This is a genomic window from Alteromonas sp. DYW1, assembly GCF_059752595.1.
This window is the reverse complement of sequence record NZ_CM186038.1, coordinates 3776670-3794457: the sequence shown is the minus strand read 5'-3', so window position 1 is coordinate 3794457 and position 17788 is coordinate 3776670. Positions and strand designations below refer to the sequence as shown.

Genomic DNA, 17788 nt, shown 5'->3' with positions numbered 1-17788 from the left:
TCCCAGACTTGAATACAGCATTTGATGATATCGCCAAGAGCAGCGGTAAACGTATTGCTTTATTGATTGATTCATTAGCTGGTGGTGGTGCCGAGAAGGTCGTGATCACGTTGGCTAACGCTTTTGTTGAGCTAGGCCACCGAGCTGAGATTATTAGTCTGCAAAAGCGCCAAGAATACACTATCCCTAGCCACATCCCTATTCACTTCTTATACACCCAAAGGCGCGCTAAATTGGCGCATCCATGGCGCCGCAAACGGCATGCAGAAAGGTTAAGTGATTTGATCGCCGCGCTTGAGCATAACGACGCAGCATTTGATTTTTTTTTAGCGAATTTAGACGAGACTAATTACATTGTTACAGTGTGCCAGTTTAAGCCGTGTTATTACGTTGTACACAATGCCATCATGCCTACGCTAAGGCGTGCAATGCAGATGGGACCACTTAAGTATTTGCGTCAACGGCGCTTATTTAAAGCGTTACATAAACAAAATATTATTGCTGTATCCAACGCATTAGCACGTGAAGTTGAACAACAGCATCTGTTTGTCGCGAATTCTATCACCACAATTTATAATCCATTCGATCTACAATCGATCCGCGCGGCCAGTCAAGTAACCTGCAAAGAACTACCTGACTTCCCTTATCTATTGCATATTGGCCGGTTTGCCAAGCAGAAACGCCACGATGTGCTTTTCAACGCAGTAAAACAGCTACCAGACAAATCATTGAAATTGATCTGCTTGGTTTCCAATAAAACCGGTTTGCAAGCGTTAGCAAAGCGCCTGGGAGTAGCGGAAAGAGTGGTGGTTGTTGAGTTTCAGCAAAATCCTTATGTTTGGATCAAACGGGCAAAGTGTTTAATACTGAGTTCGGATTATGAGGGCTTTGGGAATGTGCTGGTGGAGTCTCTTGCCTGTGGTACACCGGTGGTTGCTACTGACTGTCCGTATGGTCCAAATGAAATATTGGTGGGTGAGCATAAACCATTTCTGGTACCGCCGAATGAGCCCGAGCAATTAGCCCAAGCAATTACACAGCGACTTGAGAGCCCGATGAGTGATAACATTGTCAGACTTACTGCGACATTTGATCACTTGCAAGTTGCCAAACAATATTTAGCGCTCATACCGTCGTCACCCATGCCAAGGAGGCAAGATTAGCTGTGTCAGAAATGCCTTGTTTCGTTATTAATTTGGCGCGTTCAAAAGATCGAATGGCCAACATAAGCCAACAATTAACGGCATTACGAATTCCTTTTGAACGGATTGATGCGGTTGATGGAAGTAATTTGTCATCCGAGCATATGCAAGAGGTGTATGCACCCAATCATCCAGAGGCCTATTACAAGTCCCTGAACAAAGGTGAAATTGCCTGTTATTTAAGTCATCGCTTAGTATGGCAGCGCATGGTTGATGAAAATATTCAGCGTGCGCTAGTACTCGAAGATGACGTGCAACTGGATAAGACTCTCACCGACGCCATGATGGTTATTCAAGACATGCCCAAAGATTGGGACTATATAAAACTGGCGCAACATGCGCGTAAGCGCCCGATTTTGCATCAAACCGTGTTTAACCAATTCAATCGTGTCACCTATGCTAAAGTGCCAGCCAGAACCTGTGCACAAGCGATTAGCTTGGCGGGAGCTAAAAAATTACTTGGGCGCAGTTTGCCGATCATTCGCCCTATTGATATTGATTTACAGTATTGGTGGGAAAAGGAGTTGCGTTTATTTGGACTAATGCCCTATCCGGCGAGTCCCAATGCTGAGGACAGCAGTGATATTGAGAATGTGGCGAAGCGCAAGCGCGCGCGACAGAGCAAGGTGCAAAAGTTGCGCAATATGTGGCGTTTCTATTGGCAAAATCGATTTTATAATAAGCGTCGCTTAGCGACGTTAGCACAGCTTCAAAAGAGGTAAATCGCATGCAAATGTCGGTCATTTTTTCAACCTATAACTCGCCTGATTGGATGTTGAAGACCTTATGGAGTTTGCATTATCAATCCTTCCAAGACTTTGAAATTATAATTGCTGACGATGGTTCTGATGCGCTGACCGCAGAGACCATCGCGCAGTTTGAAAATGAGTCCGGACGCAAGGTAAAGCATGTGTGGCAACCGGACGATGGCTTTCAAAAAACACGGATATTGAATAAGGCTCTGATTGCCAGTGAGGGTGAATATATCTTATTCACAGATGGTGATTGTGTCTTGCGTAGCGACTTCTTGGCGGTGCACATGCAACGACGTGAGCCCGGCTATTTTCTCTCGGGAGGCTATTTTAAATTACCGCTGCAAACGAGTAAGGCGATCACCCGAGAAGATATTGAAACCGGGCGAGCATTCGATCTGGAGTGGTTGTTAGCCCATGGTTTGCGGAAAACCCACAAGACAATGAAACTCACCGCTTCAGGTTTCAAAGAGAAACTCCTGAATTCATTAACGCCAACCAAAGCAACTTGGAATGGTCACAACGCTTCGGGTTGGCGCAGTGATATATTTGCGGCCAATGGCTTTGACGAGCGCATGCAGTATGGTGGTGAAGATCGCGAGTTAGGAGAGCGGCTGTTTAATGCTGGGATAAAGTCAAAGCAAATCCGCTATTCCGCCATCTGCCTGCACCTAGATCATGCGCGTGGGTATGTTAAACAAGAGATGCGTGACAAAAATGCTGCAATTCGAGCGGTCACCAAACGTGAACGAAAGACTGAGACAGAATTTGGAATTAAACAGGCGATCGCGCGATCGGAACAAGATCCTGGTTAAATTTTGTTGATCATTGTTGGCGTTTGCTGTATAACATGCGCCCTCTTAATTGTAGGTTGGATGCCTGTGTTGCTCCCCGGCTATTGATTAGTCATTAAGGGAAGTAGCCACTAGTGGCAACACCATTGTAAACGTTGTTCTGGAGACAAAAAATGTCTAGAGTATGTCAAGTGACAGGAAAGCGTCCAGCGGTTGGTAATAACCGTTCGCACGCGCGCAACGCGACTCGTCGTCGCTTTTTGCCAAACTTACAAACCCACCGTTTTTGGGTTGAAAGCGAAAATCGTTTCGTAAAATTACGCCTTACTCCAAAGGGTATGCGTATCATCGATAAAAAGGGTATTGATACAGTACTAGCTGATATCCGTGCTCGTGGTGAGAAAGTTTAAGGAGCCTAAACCATGCGTGATAAAATTAAATTAGTATCAACAGCGGGTACCGGTTTTTACTACACCACTGATAAAAACAAGCGTAATATGCCTGGCAAAATGGAGATCAAAAAATTCGATCCTAAAATTCGCCAGCACGTGATGTTCAAGGAAGCTAAGATTAAGTAATTCTTACTTTTTGTCTCCTTTTAAAAACCCGGCTTAGCCCGGGTTTTTTGCGTTTTTAACTCGGTTCCTAATCAGGTAAGCTTAGGTCACGTTTTGTTTGGGTATAGTGTTCTTTGAAACTATCAGCACGCGCGTTAAACAACGTCATTATTTTTGCCATGTTAGTGATGATCGCATTGTTTAATCTTGATCAGTGGTTACCGCAGCCAAAGGCAACGCCTCAGTTACAGTTGATTGGCGAAAATGATATGGTGCTGCGGATTGATATTGGCTCTGCCCGTTTAGAGCGAGCTGGCACGCAATGGCGGCTAATTGATCCAGATAAACATCAGCGTAGCTCAGGTGATGCTTTGATTACCCATTGGCTGGAAGCCCGTTTACAGCCGGCAGATTCAGTGCCAACACCAAACTCGCAAGTGGTTGCTAAGGTTTGGTTGGCGCGGCAGTCTGCGCCCGCTGAAGTTGTACTTTATATGAGCGAAGACGGTGATTTTGTGCAGATTGGTGAGTACACGTACACACTCGAAAATACCACTTTTACTGAGTTAGTATTTAACCAAGATTAAGGAAGTTTGCGTGCCTGAATTACCAGAGGTTGAGGTCAGTCGGTTAGGTATATCCCCGCATATCGAGGGGACAACAATTACAGCAATTCGAGTGCATAATCCTGCATTGCGATGGCCCGTACCAGAAACGGTGCAAACTGCTGTCGGCGAGCAAGTGCTTTCTGTTACGCGTCGGGCGAAGTATTTATTTATCAATACAGCGCCAGGCAGCATCGTCTTGCATCTGGGAATGTCTGGTCGTTTGCGCGTGGTGGACCAGCGTTTGCCGTTGGTAAAACATGATCACATTGAACTACAGTTATCGAATGGGCAGTGCTTGCGTTTAAATGATCCGCGCCGCTTCGGTGCTTGTCTATGGCAAGCTCAAGGTGCTGAACCTTTGGCTATTTTGTCAGGCTTAGGTCCTGAACCATTGACCGACGAATTTGATTGGCAGCGGCTGTATGATTTATCGCGCGGTAAATCAACTGCGGTAAAAGTTTTCATAATGACCAATCAGGTGGTCGTTGGGGTGGGGAATATTTATGCGAATGAAGCGCTATTCCTCAGTGGAATTGATCCGCGCCGTGCTGCAGGGCGAGTCGCTAGAGCGCGCTATCAAGTGCTTACGGAGAATATCAAGCAAGTACTCGCTGCGGCGATACAGCAAGGTGGAACTACGCTAAAAGACTTTACTCAGGCGGATGGTAACCCGGGTTATTTCAAACAACACTTACGCGTTTACGGGCGTGCTGGCGAATCATGTGAGGTGTGCAAAACAACCATCAAAAGCCAGGTGATCGGACAACGCAATACCTTCTTCTGTCCACAGTGTCAGCGTTAACTGCCACTTTTTTCATGCAAACGTTTTTGTAAGGCCGCTTGCACGACTGGATGGCAAAACTCACTGACGTTACCGCGGTGCAGAGCCACTTCCTTGACCAAGGTGGAAGAAATAAAGGAGTTTTCCTCCGCGGGGGTCAAAAATACGCTTTCTAATTTAGGGTTTAAGCGGCGATTCATATTAGCCAATTGGAATTCGTACTCGAAGTCAGATACCGCGCGCAATCCTCGGATCAAAACGGTGGCATTTTGCGAGTCAGCAAAGTCAGCTAAAAGTCCAGTAAATCCAAGTACCTCGACATTGTCTAGATGTGCGGTAATTTCCTTGATCATGGCAACACGCTCAGCCAAGCTAAATAGTGGCTTTTTGCTCGGATTGGCCGCAATGCCGACCAGTACACTGGAAAACATTTGTGCTGCTCGTTCGATAAGGTCAGCGTGACCATTAGTAATAGGATCGAATGTGCCTGGGTAAATTGCTCGTGTATGCATACACCAATGACTCTCGTTTCTAGACTGGCGAAACACTACATGGAATCCGAATTTGATGCAATTTATTCGCTGAATTGCCTATATATTCTAAGGCTTATCCGCTAGGATCAGAGCGAGTTAAAGTCTTACGAGAGTCAAGGTTTGCGTTTCTTTGTCGCGTTATTGTTGTGTTTTGGCATAAGTAGTAAAACTGCTGCTACTCCTTGGGTGGGGACTTTAGACCCACAGTTGCATCACGACTTAGTGAAACTGGCGGAATACTCGCTTCTGGATGTGGCAGTGACGACTTATCCGGTCCCATGGAAAGGCATTGCGCAGCAACTAGAAAAAATCGAGCTCTCGAACCATCCAACGCATGTGCAATTGTCAGTGCTGCGCTTGCAACATTATTTGGCCATTCAACAACGCCGCACGTGGCAAACAACGCTCGATGCATATGCAGCTAGTGAAGAGGCACAATTTACTGCTTTTGACGCTGAACAACGAGTGTCTGGTCGCCTGACCCAAAGCACCGAATACACCAAAGGTCGTTGGTCAGCACAACTGTCTGTAAACCTAGAACCGAGTGGTGAAAGACATTTTGATCAAAGTTATTTGGCTGTGCAACTTGCGGATTGGAATATAGCCGTAAGTGCTATGGATCAGTGGTGGGGCCCCGGCCAGATGAGTAGTCTAATGTTAACCGATAATGCCCGACCTGTGCCGGTGCTTTCCCTTTCTCGTGCGACGACAGAACAATCGGAGTCGCCTTGGGTGAGCTGGTTGGGCCCATGGTTTTTTACTGCGCAGCTAGGCGAGTTAGAGGCAAAACGAGAAGTCTCTGGCATTAAGCTATGGCGTGCACGCGCCACAGCGAAGCCGCTGGCTGGTCTTGAGATTGGTGCCTCATGGGCCGCCATGTGGGGCGGTGAAGGGCAAAATAACGGCTTGTCCGGTTTTTTCGACGTCCTTACCTTTCAAAAGGAATGTGCCAATGGTGCCGTAAGCTGTGAGTCTGAGCTAAATACTACGGTTGGGAATCATATTGCTGGCTTTGATGTTAAATATACGTTTTCGTTATTTGATTCGCCGGTTTCACTGTACGCTCAACGTGTTGGCGAAGATGCTGTTGATGGCTACCGAATTACAGACAACGCAAATTTATTCGGGATATCAACGTATTTTGGGCGCGTATATACCTTCTTGGAAACCAGTGATACCAACATCGCGTGTGCGGGTGATGGCAGTACAGTGACTAATTGTTATTATGAAAGTGGTACTTATCCGGACGGTTATCGTCGTTATGGTCGCGCAATTGGGAGCACGTTTGACAGCGATGCTAAGTATTTAACGTTGGGCAGTCGCTGGCATGTGGGGGAAGCTGACTCTGTCCAGCTGCAACTCAGTCGCATTGAGCTAAATCCTGATGGCCAAAGGCCTTCTCCAGTTTTGCGCGACGCTGTTCAGGAAGATATCTGGTATATCAGCGGAGCTTACCAAACCGCAATTGGTGATTGGCAAATAAAATTAGGTGCAAATCTCGCCTATCGCGAGTTTGCCATTCAAGCGCGTGATGCCGAAACGGATATTAATGGCTACCTGCACATCCGTTATGCGGTATTGGATTAAAGTGAGAGCAACCATGTCAGAAGCAAGCAATAAGCTACCCGTCAGTGTTTTTATTGTGGCGCAGGATGAAGCTCAGCATATGCCAAGGCTGATGCAGAGCCTGTCAGCATTTGCAGAAATTATCGTGGTCGATTCTGGCAGTACGGATAACACCCGCGAAATCGCTCGTGAATTTGGCGCTAAGGTCTACGACCAAGCCTGGTTGGGCTATGCAGGACAAAAGCAGTTTGCATTGGAGAAATGCACTCAAGAGTGGGTTTTGAACTTAGACGCTGATGAACAAGTCACTACCGCAATGCTAACCGCAATCCGGGATTTCATTGCGACTACCGATAAAGACGCGCTGCGCTTCGACCGCAACGATATGTTCATTGGTCAGATGCCGCCTGCAGCCATCAGTAGACCGAACAATGTACGTCTTTATCGCCGTTTGAAAGCGCACTTTGACACTCAACAGCAGGTGCATGAAAGCGCCTTGGTCGAGGGAGCAATCGGTGCTACGTCGGCAAGCTTTGATCATTTTGGCTACGACGATATCCACACCTTAGTCAGTAAGCAAAATCAATATTCAACGTTGAAAGCGCGCGAAAAATTCAGCCGCAATAAACGTGGATCGATCCTTAAGTTAATATTGATTTTGCCGTTAGAGTTTATACGCCAGTACGTGTTTAAACGCCTATTTGCCTTTGGACTTCGCGGCCTTATCCTCGCGAGTTTGAATGCTAATTATGCATTTTTAAAAGAAGCGAAGCTAATCGAACAAGGTTTACGCAAATCCTAGATAGGTTAGCGGGTAGTGAGAGTATTTTAATGAAGCGGGTCATAACATTTGGTACCTTTGATGTGTTTCACATTGGTCATGTTCGAATACTAAAGAATGCTAAGGCCTTGGGGGACTGGCTGATTGTCGGCGTTTCATCAGATGCCCTAAATGCGGACAAAAAGGGGCGATTACCAATTTATCGTTTAGACAATCGTATAGAAATAATTCGCTCACTGGCGTTTGTTGACGAAGTCTTTGTTGAAGAGTCGCTAGCTAAGAAATCCGAGTATATTCGTGATCATCAGGCCGATATTTTAGTCATGGGTGACGACTGGAAAGGTAAATTTGACCATCTTTCCGATATATGTGAAGTACGCTATTTACCGCGAACACCCTCGATTTCCACTACTGAGATTATTGAAATCATTAAGGATTCTCCGGAATAGTTCCCTAAAGAAGCGTTATGTAAAACCGCGATAGCCCTCCATCAGGGCATCCCAATCACCTTCTGCAAATTGATAGCCTGAAACCTTATCTCGTTCTTTGCATAGTGAGCGGTGCAAGCGCTCAAGGTTGCTGACTTTCCAACGCTGTCCACGGCGAATAGCACACTTGTCAAAGTCGATTAACCATGCCTGCCCTTCGTCGTCGAGCATAATGTTATGGATATTTAAATCGTGGTGGTACACCTGATGCTTGTGAAAGCGTGCGATTGTAGCGCCAATGTGGCGCCATTCGATGCCACTTAATGTAGAGTCTACGATCAGCGCATGAACATCCTTTGCGTTAGGGATCCGTGTAGTAATGAGATCGCCTCGCCACACTAACCCGGTGCGCGAAACTTTTCCTGCAATAGGGGTTGGACAAGGCAAGTGCCAACTGCGCATGCGAATTAACAGATCTAACTCCCGCACCGGCCGGGTCCAATTCTTATGTAAAAAAAGAAACTGATCATCTAATACTTTGCCGACCAAACCGCCACGCTTGTAGTGTCGCAATACTAAATCACAATCATGATAGCGCAAAAAATGGGTAGTCCCGCGACCCGGTGCACTGCCGATAAGATTAAAATCTGTGGCTACCGGTGAACTAGCAAACCAGTCTGAATGTGGCGTGGGCAAGTGATTCTGTTGGCAATTGGCAGGCACCCAATAAACCGTGTTTTGGTTTGCTGAATGACTTGCTAATAATGGGTTCACAGTTTAAATCCACGATAACACTTGAGAATTATGCGCAATTGTAATCAAATTGCGGTTATCCGTCCGCTACTTATCCCATTTCTTTGGTTTTCTTTCGCAAACAATTACAGTTAACAGCCCTACCTCAGGACGCTAACATTTGCCTGATGCGACTTTCCGCAATCGGTGATGTTTGTCATGCAGTGGCAATGGTACAAGCGATACAACGGCAGCGTCCGGACGTAAGGATTACTTGGATCATTGGCAAAATTGAATATCAGTTGTTGCATGGACTCGAGAATATTGAGTTTATCGTGTTTGATAAAAAACGGGGCAAAGTTGCTATCGCAGAGCTTAAAGCAACGATGCAAGGGCGTAACTTCGCTGTTCTGTTAATGATGCAAGTCGCTTTAAGAGCAAATTGGGTGTCGCGCGTAATTCCTGCGCAAGTGCGTCTTGGTTTTGACTCCGCGCGCAGCAAAGAGCTGCACGCTTGGTTCACTACGCATACCATTGCGCCGCAACGACATGCGCATGTTCTCGACGGATTTATGGGCTTTGCAGCTGCGTTGGGTATCACTATTAGTCCACCGCAATGGGACATGCCGTTGGCTGCTGGGGATACACACTTTGCCAAACAAACCTCAGCCACTTGGGGCGACTATGTGGTTATTTGCCCCGCAGCCTCCAAAGCTGAGCGCTGTTGGCTGCCTGAGCGCTACGCACAGTTAGCCGATGCGTTATCGAGTGCGGGTAAGCGGGTGGTCCTATGTGGTTCGCCTGCCGAGCTTGATATGCGTCTGGCAAGCACGATTGAGGCAAGCGTGAGCCACAGTGTTGTGAATATGGTGGGTAAAACCACGCTTAAACAGTTACTGGCTCTGTTAGCCAACGCTCAACTCGTAGTCGCGCCAGACACAGGGCCTGCGCATATGGCAACCACAGTCGGAACCCCAGTCATTGGGTTGTATGCTCACAGCAACCCGCGTCGCACTGGACCATACAATAATTTAAATCATGTGGTTTCGGTTTATGATTCTGTCATTCAGCAGCAAACAGGCAAGAATTGGCAACGTTTGACGTGGGGGAAACGTGCGAAGGGCGCTTCTTTGATGGAACTCATTAGTGTTGAAGAGGTGCTGCAGCAAGTGCGCGCATTACTAGCCATCGAGTAGTTGGTTGATCAGTGTAAGGTTATTCTCGATGGCGCCTCGGTTTGCTTTTATCACCTGCAAGCCTTGTTTCCCTGCGTCTTTTCGAGCCTTAGCATCCGCTAACCAATGCAGTGTCTGAGCGACCAACTCTTGCTCATTTGAAACCGTCTTCAAGGCCCCGGCGGACGTCAAGCTTGCGGTAATTGCTGGATTGTTATATTGGCTGGGTCCCATAACCACGGGCACTTCATAAAGCGCAGGCTCTAGCGCATTGTGGCCACCTTTCTCGGCAAAACTTCCGCCCACAAACGCAATATCCGCGATGGCATACAAATCATGTAAAACGCCCATCGCGTCAATCAAGACAATGGAAGCACTTGGATCAATCGTGCCGTTACTATAACTGGTAAATTGCATTTGGCGGCTGGTCAATATTTCCTTAACCTCAGCGAACCGCTGTGGATGACGCGGCACGATGCATGTTATTAGTGCTGGATTCGTCTGGCATAACTGCTGATGGGCTTCGAGGAGCATGAGTTCCTCGGGAGCATGGGTACTGCCGGCCACTAACACGATCGCTTGCTTTTCTTGCTTTAACGCCGCGAGCGAATCGACCCAAGGGTCTTGATGCCGTTGCGATTGAATTTCAAATTTAATGTTACCTGAATTTTGCGTGGTATCAGCATGTGCACCCAAAGCCACATAGCGTTGCTGGTCAGCGGCACTTTGTGCATTAATGTATCCCAGCTGTTGCAATGTTTGGGCGAAGAACTGGCCCAGATGAGCATAACGTTTTGCCGAGCGTTCAGTCATGCGCGCATTCAGTAAGAGGCTTGGGATCCCGCTTTTGTTGCAAATAGACAAAAGGCTAGGCCAGATTTCTACTTCCGTGACAATGAGCAATTGCGGCTGAAGTTTGGCTATCAGGCGTTGCATCAATCCATAATGGTCATAGGGTAAAAAACAATGCTGTACCTGACTTCCTAATGCCCGCTGCACTTGCTCAGCGCCGGTTGGTGTGGTGGTTGTAATCGTAATCTTCAGATCAGGTCGTTGCTTCAGTAACGTGTTAATTAAAGGTGTTACCGCAGTCACTTCTCCGACTGACACACAATGCCACAAAACATCACAGGTGGTTAACTTTGGTGAGAAAATCGCGAAGCGCGATAGTCTGAGTTTTGAATAACCTGGGCGTCTAAGTAGCCATTTGAGTAGAAATAATACCAATAGCAATGGCAGCAGAATTGTCCATAACACGTTGTATAAAAATAGCTGGATCCCATACTGCAATGAGACTTTAGCTTCTTCGTTATTTGGGGCTGAATGTCGCAACACATCTCCGCAATATTTTGCTTGTCATCGTAATATACCTGCAAAGCCCTCCAGCGTCTGGTTCGCCATCAAGAAGCTTGTACACGTTACCTGCCGCTGTAGCATATCGCAAAACTCAAAAGATGCACTACACTGAAAGTGGATGGTAAAAACTTAAACCAAAACACGCGGAGATAAATTGACACGATTATCGCTGCTCTTGATGATTTCACTTTTGTTTTCATCAGGGCTTTTAGCTGAAAATGGAGCGTCAGTTGTGATTGTGCATCCACAGGTTGCTCAAAGCGCGATCGATCGGCAACAATTAAGGCGAATCTTTCTGTTGAAGCAGCGCACATGGGATGACGGAGCGCCAATATCCCTCGTTGTCTTTGCTAGCGATGATGACAAGCATCGAGCGTTTCTGCGTCAACGTTTGAACATGTTCCCCTACCAGCTTGAACGTGAATGGAACAAGCTAATTTATTCCGGGCAGTCGGCGCCGCCCGCCATCGCAACAGATACAGAAAATATGTTACGACTTGTCGCATCTACGTCTGGTGCGATTGGTTATGTATTGGCTCCGCAGGCTATTGAAAGCAGTGCAAACCAGGTAAAAGTTATTGAGGTAATTGAGCAATGAGAAAAAGGATTTGGCTTGTCTATGCACTGATTAATTCATTTTTATTATCTATACAGTTAGCAACTGCTAACGCACAAGAAAACTGGAGTATCAACGGCTTCGTTGCGCAGGGTATGCAACAAGCAAGTAAAACCAACTTTGTAAATCACGACGGTGACCTGTCGTTTGCGTTGACTGAAGTGGGTGTTAATGGTCGCTATGCCATCAATGAGGATCTAAGTTTAAATGCGCAAGCCGTCTACTTGAATGCTGGACGGCGCTACCCAGAAGGTGGGCGGATTGATTACCTATTTTTGGATTGGCGAGTCATTGATGCCAACAATTTTAATCTTAATGTGCATTTGGGTCGCTACAAGAACTACCATTGGTTATATTCTGCGACGCGCGATGTTCCGCACACTCGGCCGAGTAATTTATTACCGCAATCGGTCTATTTTGACAGCTTCCGCGACGTCGCCTTAGGGAGTGATGGTATTGCTATTCGAGCCAACACTACCAATCGGTATGGCGATTGGGAATTCAACTGGAGTTATGGTGAGTCACCGGTCTCACGAAAATCGACGGTGCAGTTACTGGGGCATGGTTCTAGCGGTAATATAACTCAAGAGCATGATCACCAAGCAAGTATTTACTGGCGTTCGTTTGCCTCTGGTCTGTTATTTGGCGTGAGTTGGTTAGATGCAGATTTTACCTATCACCCAGGGATCAATGATGGGTTTGTCAACGGCAGCGTGAATGTGCAGCGCATTGCACTTGCGGCACAGTGGCAAAGTCAATATATCGAAGTAACCTCAGAGTTGGTGCGCGAGAGCAGTGCCTATAAAAACTTATTGGCCCCCGATTTCTTTAGTGACTCCACTGCCGAAGGTGGGTACGTGCAATTCAGTATCATGCCATTGGCAACGGTCACCGGCTTGTTTAGACTCGATCTCTATGATCAAAATCGAGACGATCGCAAAGGTGTAAACTTACAGCAGTCAATGAATGGTGATATCCCTAACTATTTTGCCTACATGGATACCGCTACGCTTGGCTTACGCTATTCGTTCGCGGATAACATGGCTGTGCAAGCTGAGTTTAATCGAGTTAAGGGGGCAGGGCGTTTGACTCCTGTGCTTGTGCGCACAACAGACACCGCAGACTCAGAATACTGGGATCTATGGTCATTGCAATTTATGTATTGGTTTTAATATGCCTAGACGGGTCAGCATTGCACAAAAATTCATTATTGTTTTGGTTTTCCTGCTGACGACTTTTAGTGTCTTGCTCGCCGGTTTTTTGCTTAATCGCGCCAACCAATCGTTAGCAACTCAACAGAGTCAATTACAGCAACAGTATTTCAAGCAGTTTTCTCAGTTGAGCAACATGGTTACTGAGCGGAATGTTAGATTTGTTGAGAACTTCATCAATGATTTAGAAACCCGTGGGTTTGCCACCATGGATGATGCCTTGGATTATATGCAGTCGCAAAAAGACGATCTGTTGGTGCGCTGGCAAGTCGAAGAAATATGGATACACAGAGAACAAAAATCAGCCCTAGCCACAGGTGCACAAGGCAGCGAACCTGATGAATTAGCACACTTAATCGCTACGGTAACGCAAAAGCAAAGTCCCGAAATCGTCGTTTCATGTCGCGCGACTTGTTTGGCAATTTTGGCTGTGCCGGCATTAATCGAAGAGCAATTTGCTGTAGTGTCTATCCAATATTCGCTAGCGGAGGCGTTAGCCGCCTTTGTACGCGCTTCATCTACTGAAATTGCTCTCGTTAACTGGCAGGCGCAGAAAAAGGCGCTGGTGACTATTGGTGAACAAACCATAGTCCATCAACAACGTTTCAACCAATTGATTGAGGCTCTTCCTGCACCCTTGGATTACGCGCATTTTTATCAATTCGGCGAGGTTATTGATGCGTTCGAGAAAACCTTCTTACTGAACATCATTCCGCTCGAGCAAGATACCTCGAGCGGCGCTTATTTGTTGACCGTGACTGATTTTACCGAGCGTTCGAGTGCGCTTAAAAATCAGCAGACGGTTATTGTTACCTTGGCTTTGCTCTTGAGTTTAGTCTTTATTACTTTGGTCGCTTTCTTGCTGCGACACTACCGTAATAAGCTGACTAATTTGTCGCTTCGTTTGCCCTTGTTGGCGGAAAATCGTTTCGATGAATTTAACGAGTTACGACTGAAACGGCGGGGGTGGTTTCAGGACGAATTGGACCAATTGGAAAATTCCGCCACACAGTTGGCGCAAAACCTTGAACAACTCAATCGACAATCGCTTGCCGACCAGATGCAACTAGAAAAGATGGCGATGTTTGACAGCCTGACCGGACTTCCGAATCGCAGCATGCTGATGTTTCAACTAGAAAAACATATTGGCGCGCTAAAACGCACCAATAAGTCCGTTGCGCTAATGTTGCTCGATTTAGATGATTTCAAGCGTATCAATGATTCTCACGGACATGGTGTGGGTGACAAGTTATTAGAAAAGGTTGCCAAGCGCATTGGTAAGCAACTACGGATTGCCGATATCGCAGCCCGCTTCGGCGGCGATGAGTTTGCTATTTTATTAACTGATGTAGAGTCTATGCAGGATGCTGAAAGCGTCGCGCAAAAACTTGTTCAGGCCTTTAAACAACCAATTGAAGTGCGGGAGCATCGTTTTTTTAATGCAGTCAGTATTGGTATTGCTGTAACCCATGAGGATGATGTGACTTCTACGGAATTGTTACGCCATGCAGATATTGCCATGTATGAGGCTAAAACGATTTCTGGCTCAGCCTATCGCTGTTATGACGCGGCGATGAATCGAAAATTAATGCGCCGTGTTGAATTAGAAAACGAAGCCCGTCAAGCGATTCAAAGTGATCAATTTTATTTAGCGTTACAACCGAAAGTCGCGCTGACGGATGGGAAATTGATAGGCTTTGAAGCGTTAATACGCTGGCAACATCCACAAAAAGGGCAAATTTCTCCGGCTGAATTCATCCCCATACTAGAGAAAACAGCATTGATGGGGACATTAGATTATTGGGTTATCGCTCGTTCAATGCAACTATTGGCTGAGTTAAGGTTAAACGGCTACCAGGACCTGAGCATGGCCATCAATGTCTCAGCGCAGCAGTTCTTGGACTGTAATTTGACCGACTATCTACGCCAACAGCTGCGTCACCATGATATTCCAGCGAACCGCATTGAGCTTGAATTGACCGAAACAGCTCTCGTCGACGATTTAACGCGGGCTTGTAGTGTCATGGAAGACGTGCGTCAGCTGGGCTGTAAGATTGCCATCGACGATTTTGGTACGGGTTATTCCTCGCTGAGTTATTTGAAAGCACTACCCGTTGATGTGGTGAAAATAGATCGCTCTTTTGTGAGTGGAATGTTGGAAGACCACAGTGATCGCAATATAGTATTTTCAACCATTGCTATGGTTAAGGGGCTAGATATTGAGGTTGTGGCGGAAGGAATAGAAACCGTCGAACAGTATGAACTACTGTGTGAATATGAATGCAACGTTGGGCAAGGGTATTACATCTCAAAACCTATCGAAGAGAGTTTGCTTTGGGATACGCTCAGTGTTCATTGTCAAGCCGGCGTGTGGCAACTCCGCTTGCCGGCGGCTAATGCATAATAATCGGGTTTTTCTGTACCGGCGTAGTTAGGTTTATTAAGATACCGCGTCATTATTCGGAGGGTGATATGTCTGAAGCATTTTTGGCGCACTTAAACGCGCAAATTGAAACGGTAAAAAGTGAAGGCCTGTATAAACAAGAGCGGGTAATCGAGTCGCAACAACAAGCCGACATAAGTGTTGCCGGTGGCGAGCACGTAATTAATTTTTGCGCTAATAATTACTTGGGTTTAGCCAATCACCCCGATCTCATTGCGGCAGCGAAAGCGGGCTTAGAAAGCCATGGCTTTGGTGTCGCTTCTGTGCGGTTTATTTGCGGAACGCAAGACATCCACAAACAACTAGAAGCTAAAATTAGTCAATTCCTCGGTACCGAAGACACCATTTTGTACCCTTCCTGCTTTGATGCTAATGGTGGTTTATTTGAAACAATTCTAGAGCCAGAAGACGCAATTATCTCTGACTCGCTGAACCATGCCAGTATCATTGATGGAGTCAGGCTCAGTAAGGCCAAACGCTACCGTTACGCAAATAATGATATGCAAGCCTTAGAAGAGCAATTGCAGCAGGCTGTCGCCGATGGAGCACGCTATAAACTAATCGCAACTGACGGCGTATTTTCGATGGATGGCATCATTGCTAACTTAAAAGGTATTTGTGACCTGGCCGAAAAGTACGATGCCATGGTCATGGTCGATGACTGCCATGCTACCGGCTTTGTTGGTGAAAATGGGCGAGGTAGTCACGAATACTGTGATGTAATGGGGCGCGTAGATATCATTACCGGTACCTTAGGTAAGGCTTTAGGGGGAGCTTCTGGCGGTTATACCTCAGGGAAGAAGCCAGTAATCGAATGGTTACGTCAACGTTCCCGCCCGTATTTGTTCTCTAATTCTGTCGCGCCGCCGATTGTTGCCGCTTCTATCAAAGTGTTTGAAATGATGGAAAACGGCCAAGCTTTGCGTCAAGCAGTTATGCGCAACGCGGAACATTTCAGACGTCGGATGTCGGAAGCTGGATTTACCTTGGCAGGCAAAGATCATGCGATTATTCCGGTGATGTTAGGCGATGCAAAGCTGGCTAGTGAAATGGCAGATCGTCTTTTAGCCAAAGGAATTTATGTTATTGGCTTTTCATATCCAGTCGTACCTAAAGGACAGGCACGGATCCGCACACAAATGTCTGCAGCACATTCCATCGAGCACGTAGATAAGGCCGTTGATGCGTTTATCGAGGTTGGTCGCTCATTAGGGGTTATCGCATGAAGTCGTTAGCTAAATTGCATCGTGAGCCTGGGATTTGGATGCATGAAAGTCCGATGCCGGAGGTCGGCCATAATGACTTATTAATCAAAATCCGTAAAACCGCAATTTGTGGTACCGACATGCACATTTTTCACTGGGATGAATGGTCACAAAAAACCATTCCAGTGCCGATGATTGTTGGTCATGAGTATGTGGGTGAAGTTGTTGATATGGGCAGTGAGGTCCAAGGTTTTCGTAAGGGCGATCGGGTTTCTGGTGAGGGCCATATAACCTGTGGTCATTGTCGTAACTGCCGAGCGGGTCGCCGACACCTTTGTCGCAATACTGAAGGCGTCGGGGTTAATCGCCAAGGCGCTTTTGCCGAGTATTTGGTGATACCTGCGTTTAACGCGTTCAAAATCCCTGACAACATCAGTGATGATCTTGCATCAATCTTCGATCCGTTCGGTAATGCTGTGCATACGGCTTTGGCCTTTGACCTGGTTGGCGAAGATGTACTGATCACTGGGGCCGGCCCCATCGGTATTATGGCAGCCGCAGTGGCGAAACATGTCGGAGCTCGACATGTGGTTATCACTGACGTAAATCCCTATCGATTAGAGCTGGCTAAAACCATGGGTGCGACCCGAGCGGTTAACGTAGCACAAGAAGATCTGAAAGATGTGATGCGTGAATTGGGAATGACCGAAGGCTTCGACGTGGGACTAGAAATGTCAGGTGTTCCCAGTGCCTTCGATAGTATGTTGGAGAATATGAACAATGGCGGCAAGATTGCCATGCTGGGTATTCCACCGAATGCAGTTGCGATTGATTGGAATCAGGTTATTTTTAAAGGTTTAACGATTAAAGGGATTTATGGGCGAGAAATGTTTGAAACTTGGTATAAGATGGCAAGCCTACTGCAAAGTGGGCTGGATCTGAAGCCAATCATTACGCACCAATTTCGCGTGGATGAGTTTCAACAAGGCTTTGAGACGATGGGGTCTGGTCAGTCTGGTAAAGTGATATTAAATTGGGAGTAGTCTGC

19 protein-coding genes are annotated in these 17788 nt (G+C 46.6%); 16 read left to right on the top strand and 3 right to left on the bottom strand.

The window, feature by feature from the left end; all coding sequences use genetic code 11:
- The first annotated feature begins 8 nt into the window (after positions 1 to 8).
- The 7 genes from AC121Z_RS17240 to mutM all read left to right on the top strand — a co-directional run bounded on the left by AC121Z_RS17240 (position 9) and on the right by mutM (position 4715).
- A complete protein-coding gene (locus AC121Z_RS17240) occupies positions 9 to 1163 on the top strand; it encodes a glycosyltransferase (RefSeq protein ID WP_498125561.1) in 1155 nt (384 codons plus the stop codon).
- 11 nt (positions 1164 to 1174) lie between these two features.
- On the top strand, positions 1175 to 1924 hold the full coding sequence (locus tag AC121Z_RS17235; RefSeq protein ID WP_498128295.1) for a glycosyltransferase family 25 protein: 750 nt from the start codon (positions 1175 to 1177) through the stop codon (positions 1922 to 1924).
- Between the two features lie 5 nt (positions 1925 to 1929).
- The gene (locus AC121Z_RS17230; RefSeq protein WP_498125560.1) at positions 1930 to 2769 is read left to right on the top strand and encodes a glycosyltransferase family 2 protein; all 840 of its coding nucleotides are present in this window, start codon (positions 1930 to 1932) and stop codon (positions 2767 to 2769) included.
- A 152-nt stretch (positions 2770 to 2921) separates the two neighbouring features.
- Positions 2922 to 3158: a 50S ribosomal protein L28 gene (gene rpmB, locus AC121Z_RS17225; protein WP_100644102.1), complete on the top strand. Its 237-nt coding sequence runs from the start codon at positions 2922 to 2924 to the stop codon at positions 3156 to 3158.
- Positions 3159 to 3170: 12 nt separating this feature from the next.
- Positions 3171 to 3326: a 50S ribosomal protein L33 gene (gene rpmG / locus AC121Z_RS17220; protein WP_010179093.1), complete on the top strand. Its 156-nt coding sequence runs from the start codon at positions 3171 to 3173 to the stop codon at positions 3324 to 3326.
- A 113-nt stretch (positions 3327 to 3439) separates the two neighbouring features.
- Positions 3440 to 3892 (top strand): hypothetical protein, encoded by a 453-nt coding sequence (locus tag AC121Z_RS17215; protein WP_498125559.1) that lies wholly within the window; start codon positions 3440 to 3442, stop codon positions 3890 to 3892.
- A gap of 10 nt (positions 3893 to 3902) precedes the next feature.
- Positions 3903 to 4715 (top strand): bifunctional DNA-formamidopyrimidine glycosylase/DNA-(apurinic or apyrimidinic site) lyase, encoded by an 813-nt coding sequence (gene mutM / locus AC121Z_RS17210; protein WP_498125558.1) that lies wholly within the window; start codon positions 3903 to 3905, stop codon positions 4713 to 4715.
- Here the strand turns inward: mutM and coaD are convergent.
- A complete protein-coding gene (coaD, locus tag AC121Z_RS17205) occupies positions 4712 to 5206 on the bottom strand; it encodes a pantetheine-phosphate adenylyltransferase (protein WP_498125557.1) in 495 nt (164 codons plus the stop codon). The genes mutM and coaD overlap by 4 nt on opposite strands.
- A gap of 141 nt (positions 5207 to 5347) precedes the next feature.
- Here coaD and AC121Z_RS17200 point away from each other — a divergent pair, with 141 nt between their 5' ends.
- The 3 genes from AC121Z_RS17200 to AC121Z_RS17190 are packed head-to-tail and all read left to right on the top strand — an operon-like array spanning position 5348 to position 8023.
- Complete coding sequence (locus AC121Z_RS17200) at positions 5348 to 6814, top strand: capsule assembly Wzi family protein (protein ID WP_498125556.1); 1467 nt, start codon at positions 5348 to 5350, stop codon at positions 6812 to 6814.
- 13 nt (positions 6815 to 6827) lie between these two features.
- The gene (locus tag AC121Z_RS17195) at positions 6828 to 7595 is read left to right on the top strand and encodes a glycosyltransferase family 2 protein (RefSeq protein WP_498125555.1); all 768 of its coding nucleotides are present in this window, start codon (positions 6828 to 6830) and stop codon (positions 7593 to 7595) included.
- Positions 7596 to 7624: 29 nt separating this feature from the next.
- A complete protein-coding gene (locus AC121Z_RS17190) occupies positions 7625 to 8023 on the top strand; it encodes an FAD synthase family protein (RefSeq protein WP_498125554.1) in 399 nt (132 codons plus the stop codon).
- Positions 8024 to 8038: 15 nt separating this feature from the next.
- Here the strand turns inward: AC121Z_RS17190 and AC121Z_RS17185 are convergent, their stop codons facing one another.
- Entirely contained in the window at positions 8039 to 8776 is a 738-nt protein-coding gene (locus AC121Z_RS17185) for a 3-deoxy-D-manno-octulosonic acid kinase (RefSeq protein ID WP_498125553.1), read from the bottom strand.
- Positions 8777 to 8964: 188 nt separating this feature from the next.
- Here AC121Z_RS17185 and AC121Z_RS17180 point away from each other — a divergent pair, with 188 nt between their 5' ends.
- Positions 8965 to 9930, top strand: a complete 966-nt coding sequence (locus AC121Z_RS17180; RefSeq protein WP_498125552.1) for a glycosyltransferase family 9 protein — start codon at positions 8965 to 8967, stop codon at positions 9928 to 9930.
- Here AC121Z_RS17180 and AC121Z_RS17175 read toward each other — a convergent pair.
- The gene (locus tag AC121Z_RS17175) at positions 9916 to 11241 is read right to left on the bottom strand and encodes a 3-deoxy-D-manno-octulosonic acid transferase (RefSeq protein WP_498125551.1); all 1326 of its coding nucleotides are present in this window, start codon (positions 11239 to 11241) and stop codon (positions 9916 to 9918) included. The genes AC121Z_RS17180 and AC121Z_RS17175 overlap by 15 nt on opposite strands.
- 178 nt (positions 11242 to 11419) lie before the next feature.
- Here AC121Z_RS17175 and AC121Z_RS17170 point away from each other — a divergent pair, with 178 nt between their 5' ends.
- The 5 genes from AC121Z_RS17170 (at position 11420) to tdh (ending at position 17783) form a co-directional block, all read left to right on the top strand.
- Complete coding sequence (locus AC121Z_RS17170) at positions 11420 to 11863, top strand: hypothetical protein (protein WP_498125550.1); 444 nt, start codon at positions 11420 to 11422, stop codon at positions 11861 to 11863.
- On the top strand, positions 11860 to 13053 hold the full coding sequence (locus AC121Z_RS17165) for a TonB-dependent receptor (RefSeq protein ID WP_498125549.1): 1194 nt from the start codon (positions 11860 to 11862) through the stop codon (positions 13051 to 13053). The genes AC121Z_RS17170 and AC121Z_RS17165 overlap by 4 nt, the downstream gene beginning before the upstream one ends.
- Position 13054: 1 nt before the next feature.
- Entirely contained in the window at positions 13055 to 15496 is a 2442-nt protein-coding gene (locus AC121Z_RS17160) for a putative bifunctional diguanylate cyclase/phosphodiesterase (protein ID WP_498125548.1), read from the top strand.
- Between the two features lie 68 nt (positions 15497 to 15564).
- Positions 15565 to 16761: a glycine C-acetyltransferase gene (locus AC121Z_RS17155; RefSeq protein ID WP_498125547.1), complete on the top strand. Its 1197-nt coding sequence runs from the start codon at positions 15565 to 15567 to the stop codon at positions 16759 to 16761.
- Positions 16758 to 17783 carry an L-threonine 3-dehydrogenase gene (gene tdh / locus AC121Z_RS17150; RefSeq protein ID WP_498125546.1) on the top strand — a complete coding sequence of 342 codons (1026 nt, stop codon included), beginning with the start codon at positions 16758 to 16760 and terminating at the stop codon, positions 17781 to 17783. Before AC121Z_RS17155 ends, tdh begins: the two co-directional genes overlap by 4 nt.
- The last annotated feature ends 5 nt before the right edge of the window (positions 17784 to 17788 follow it).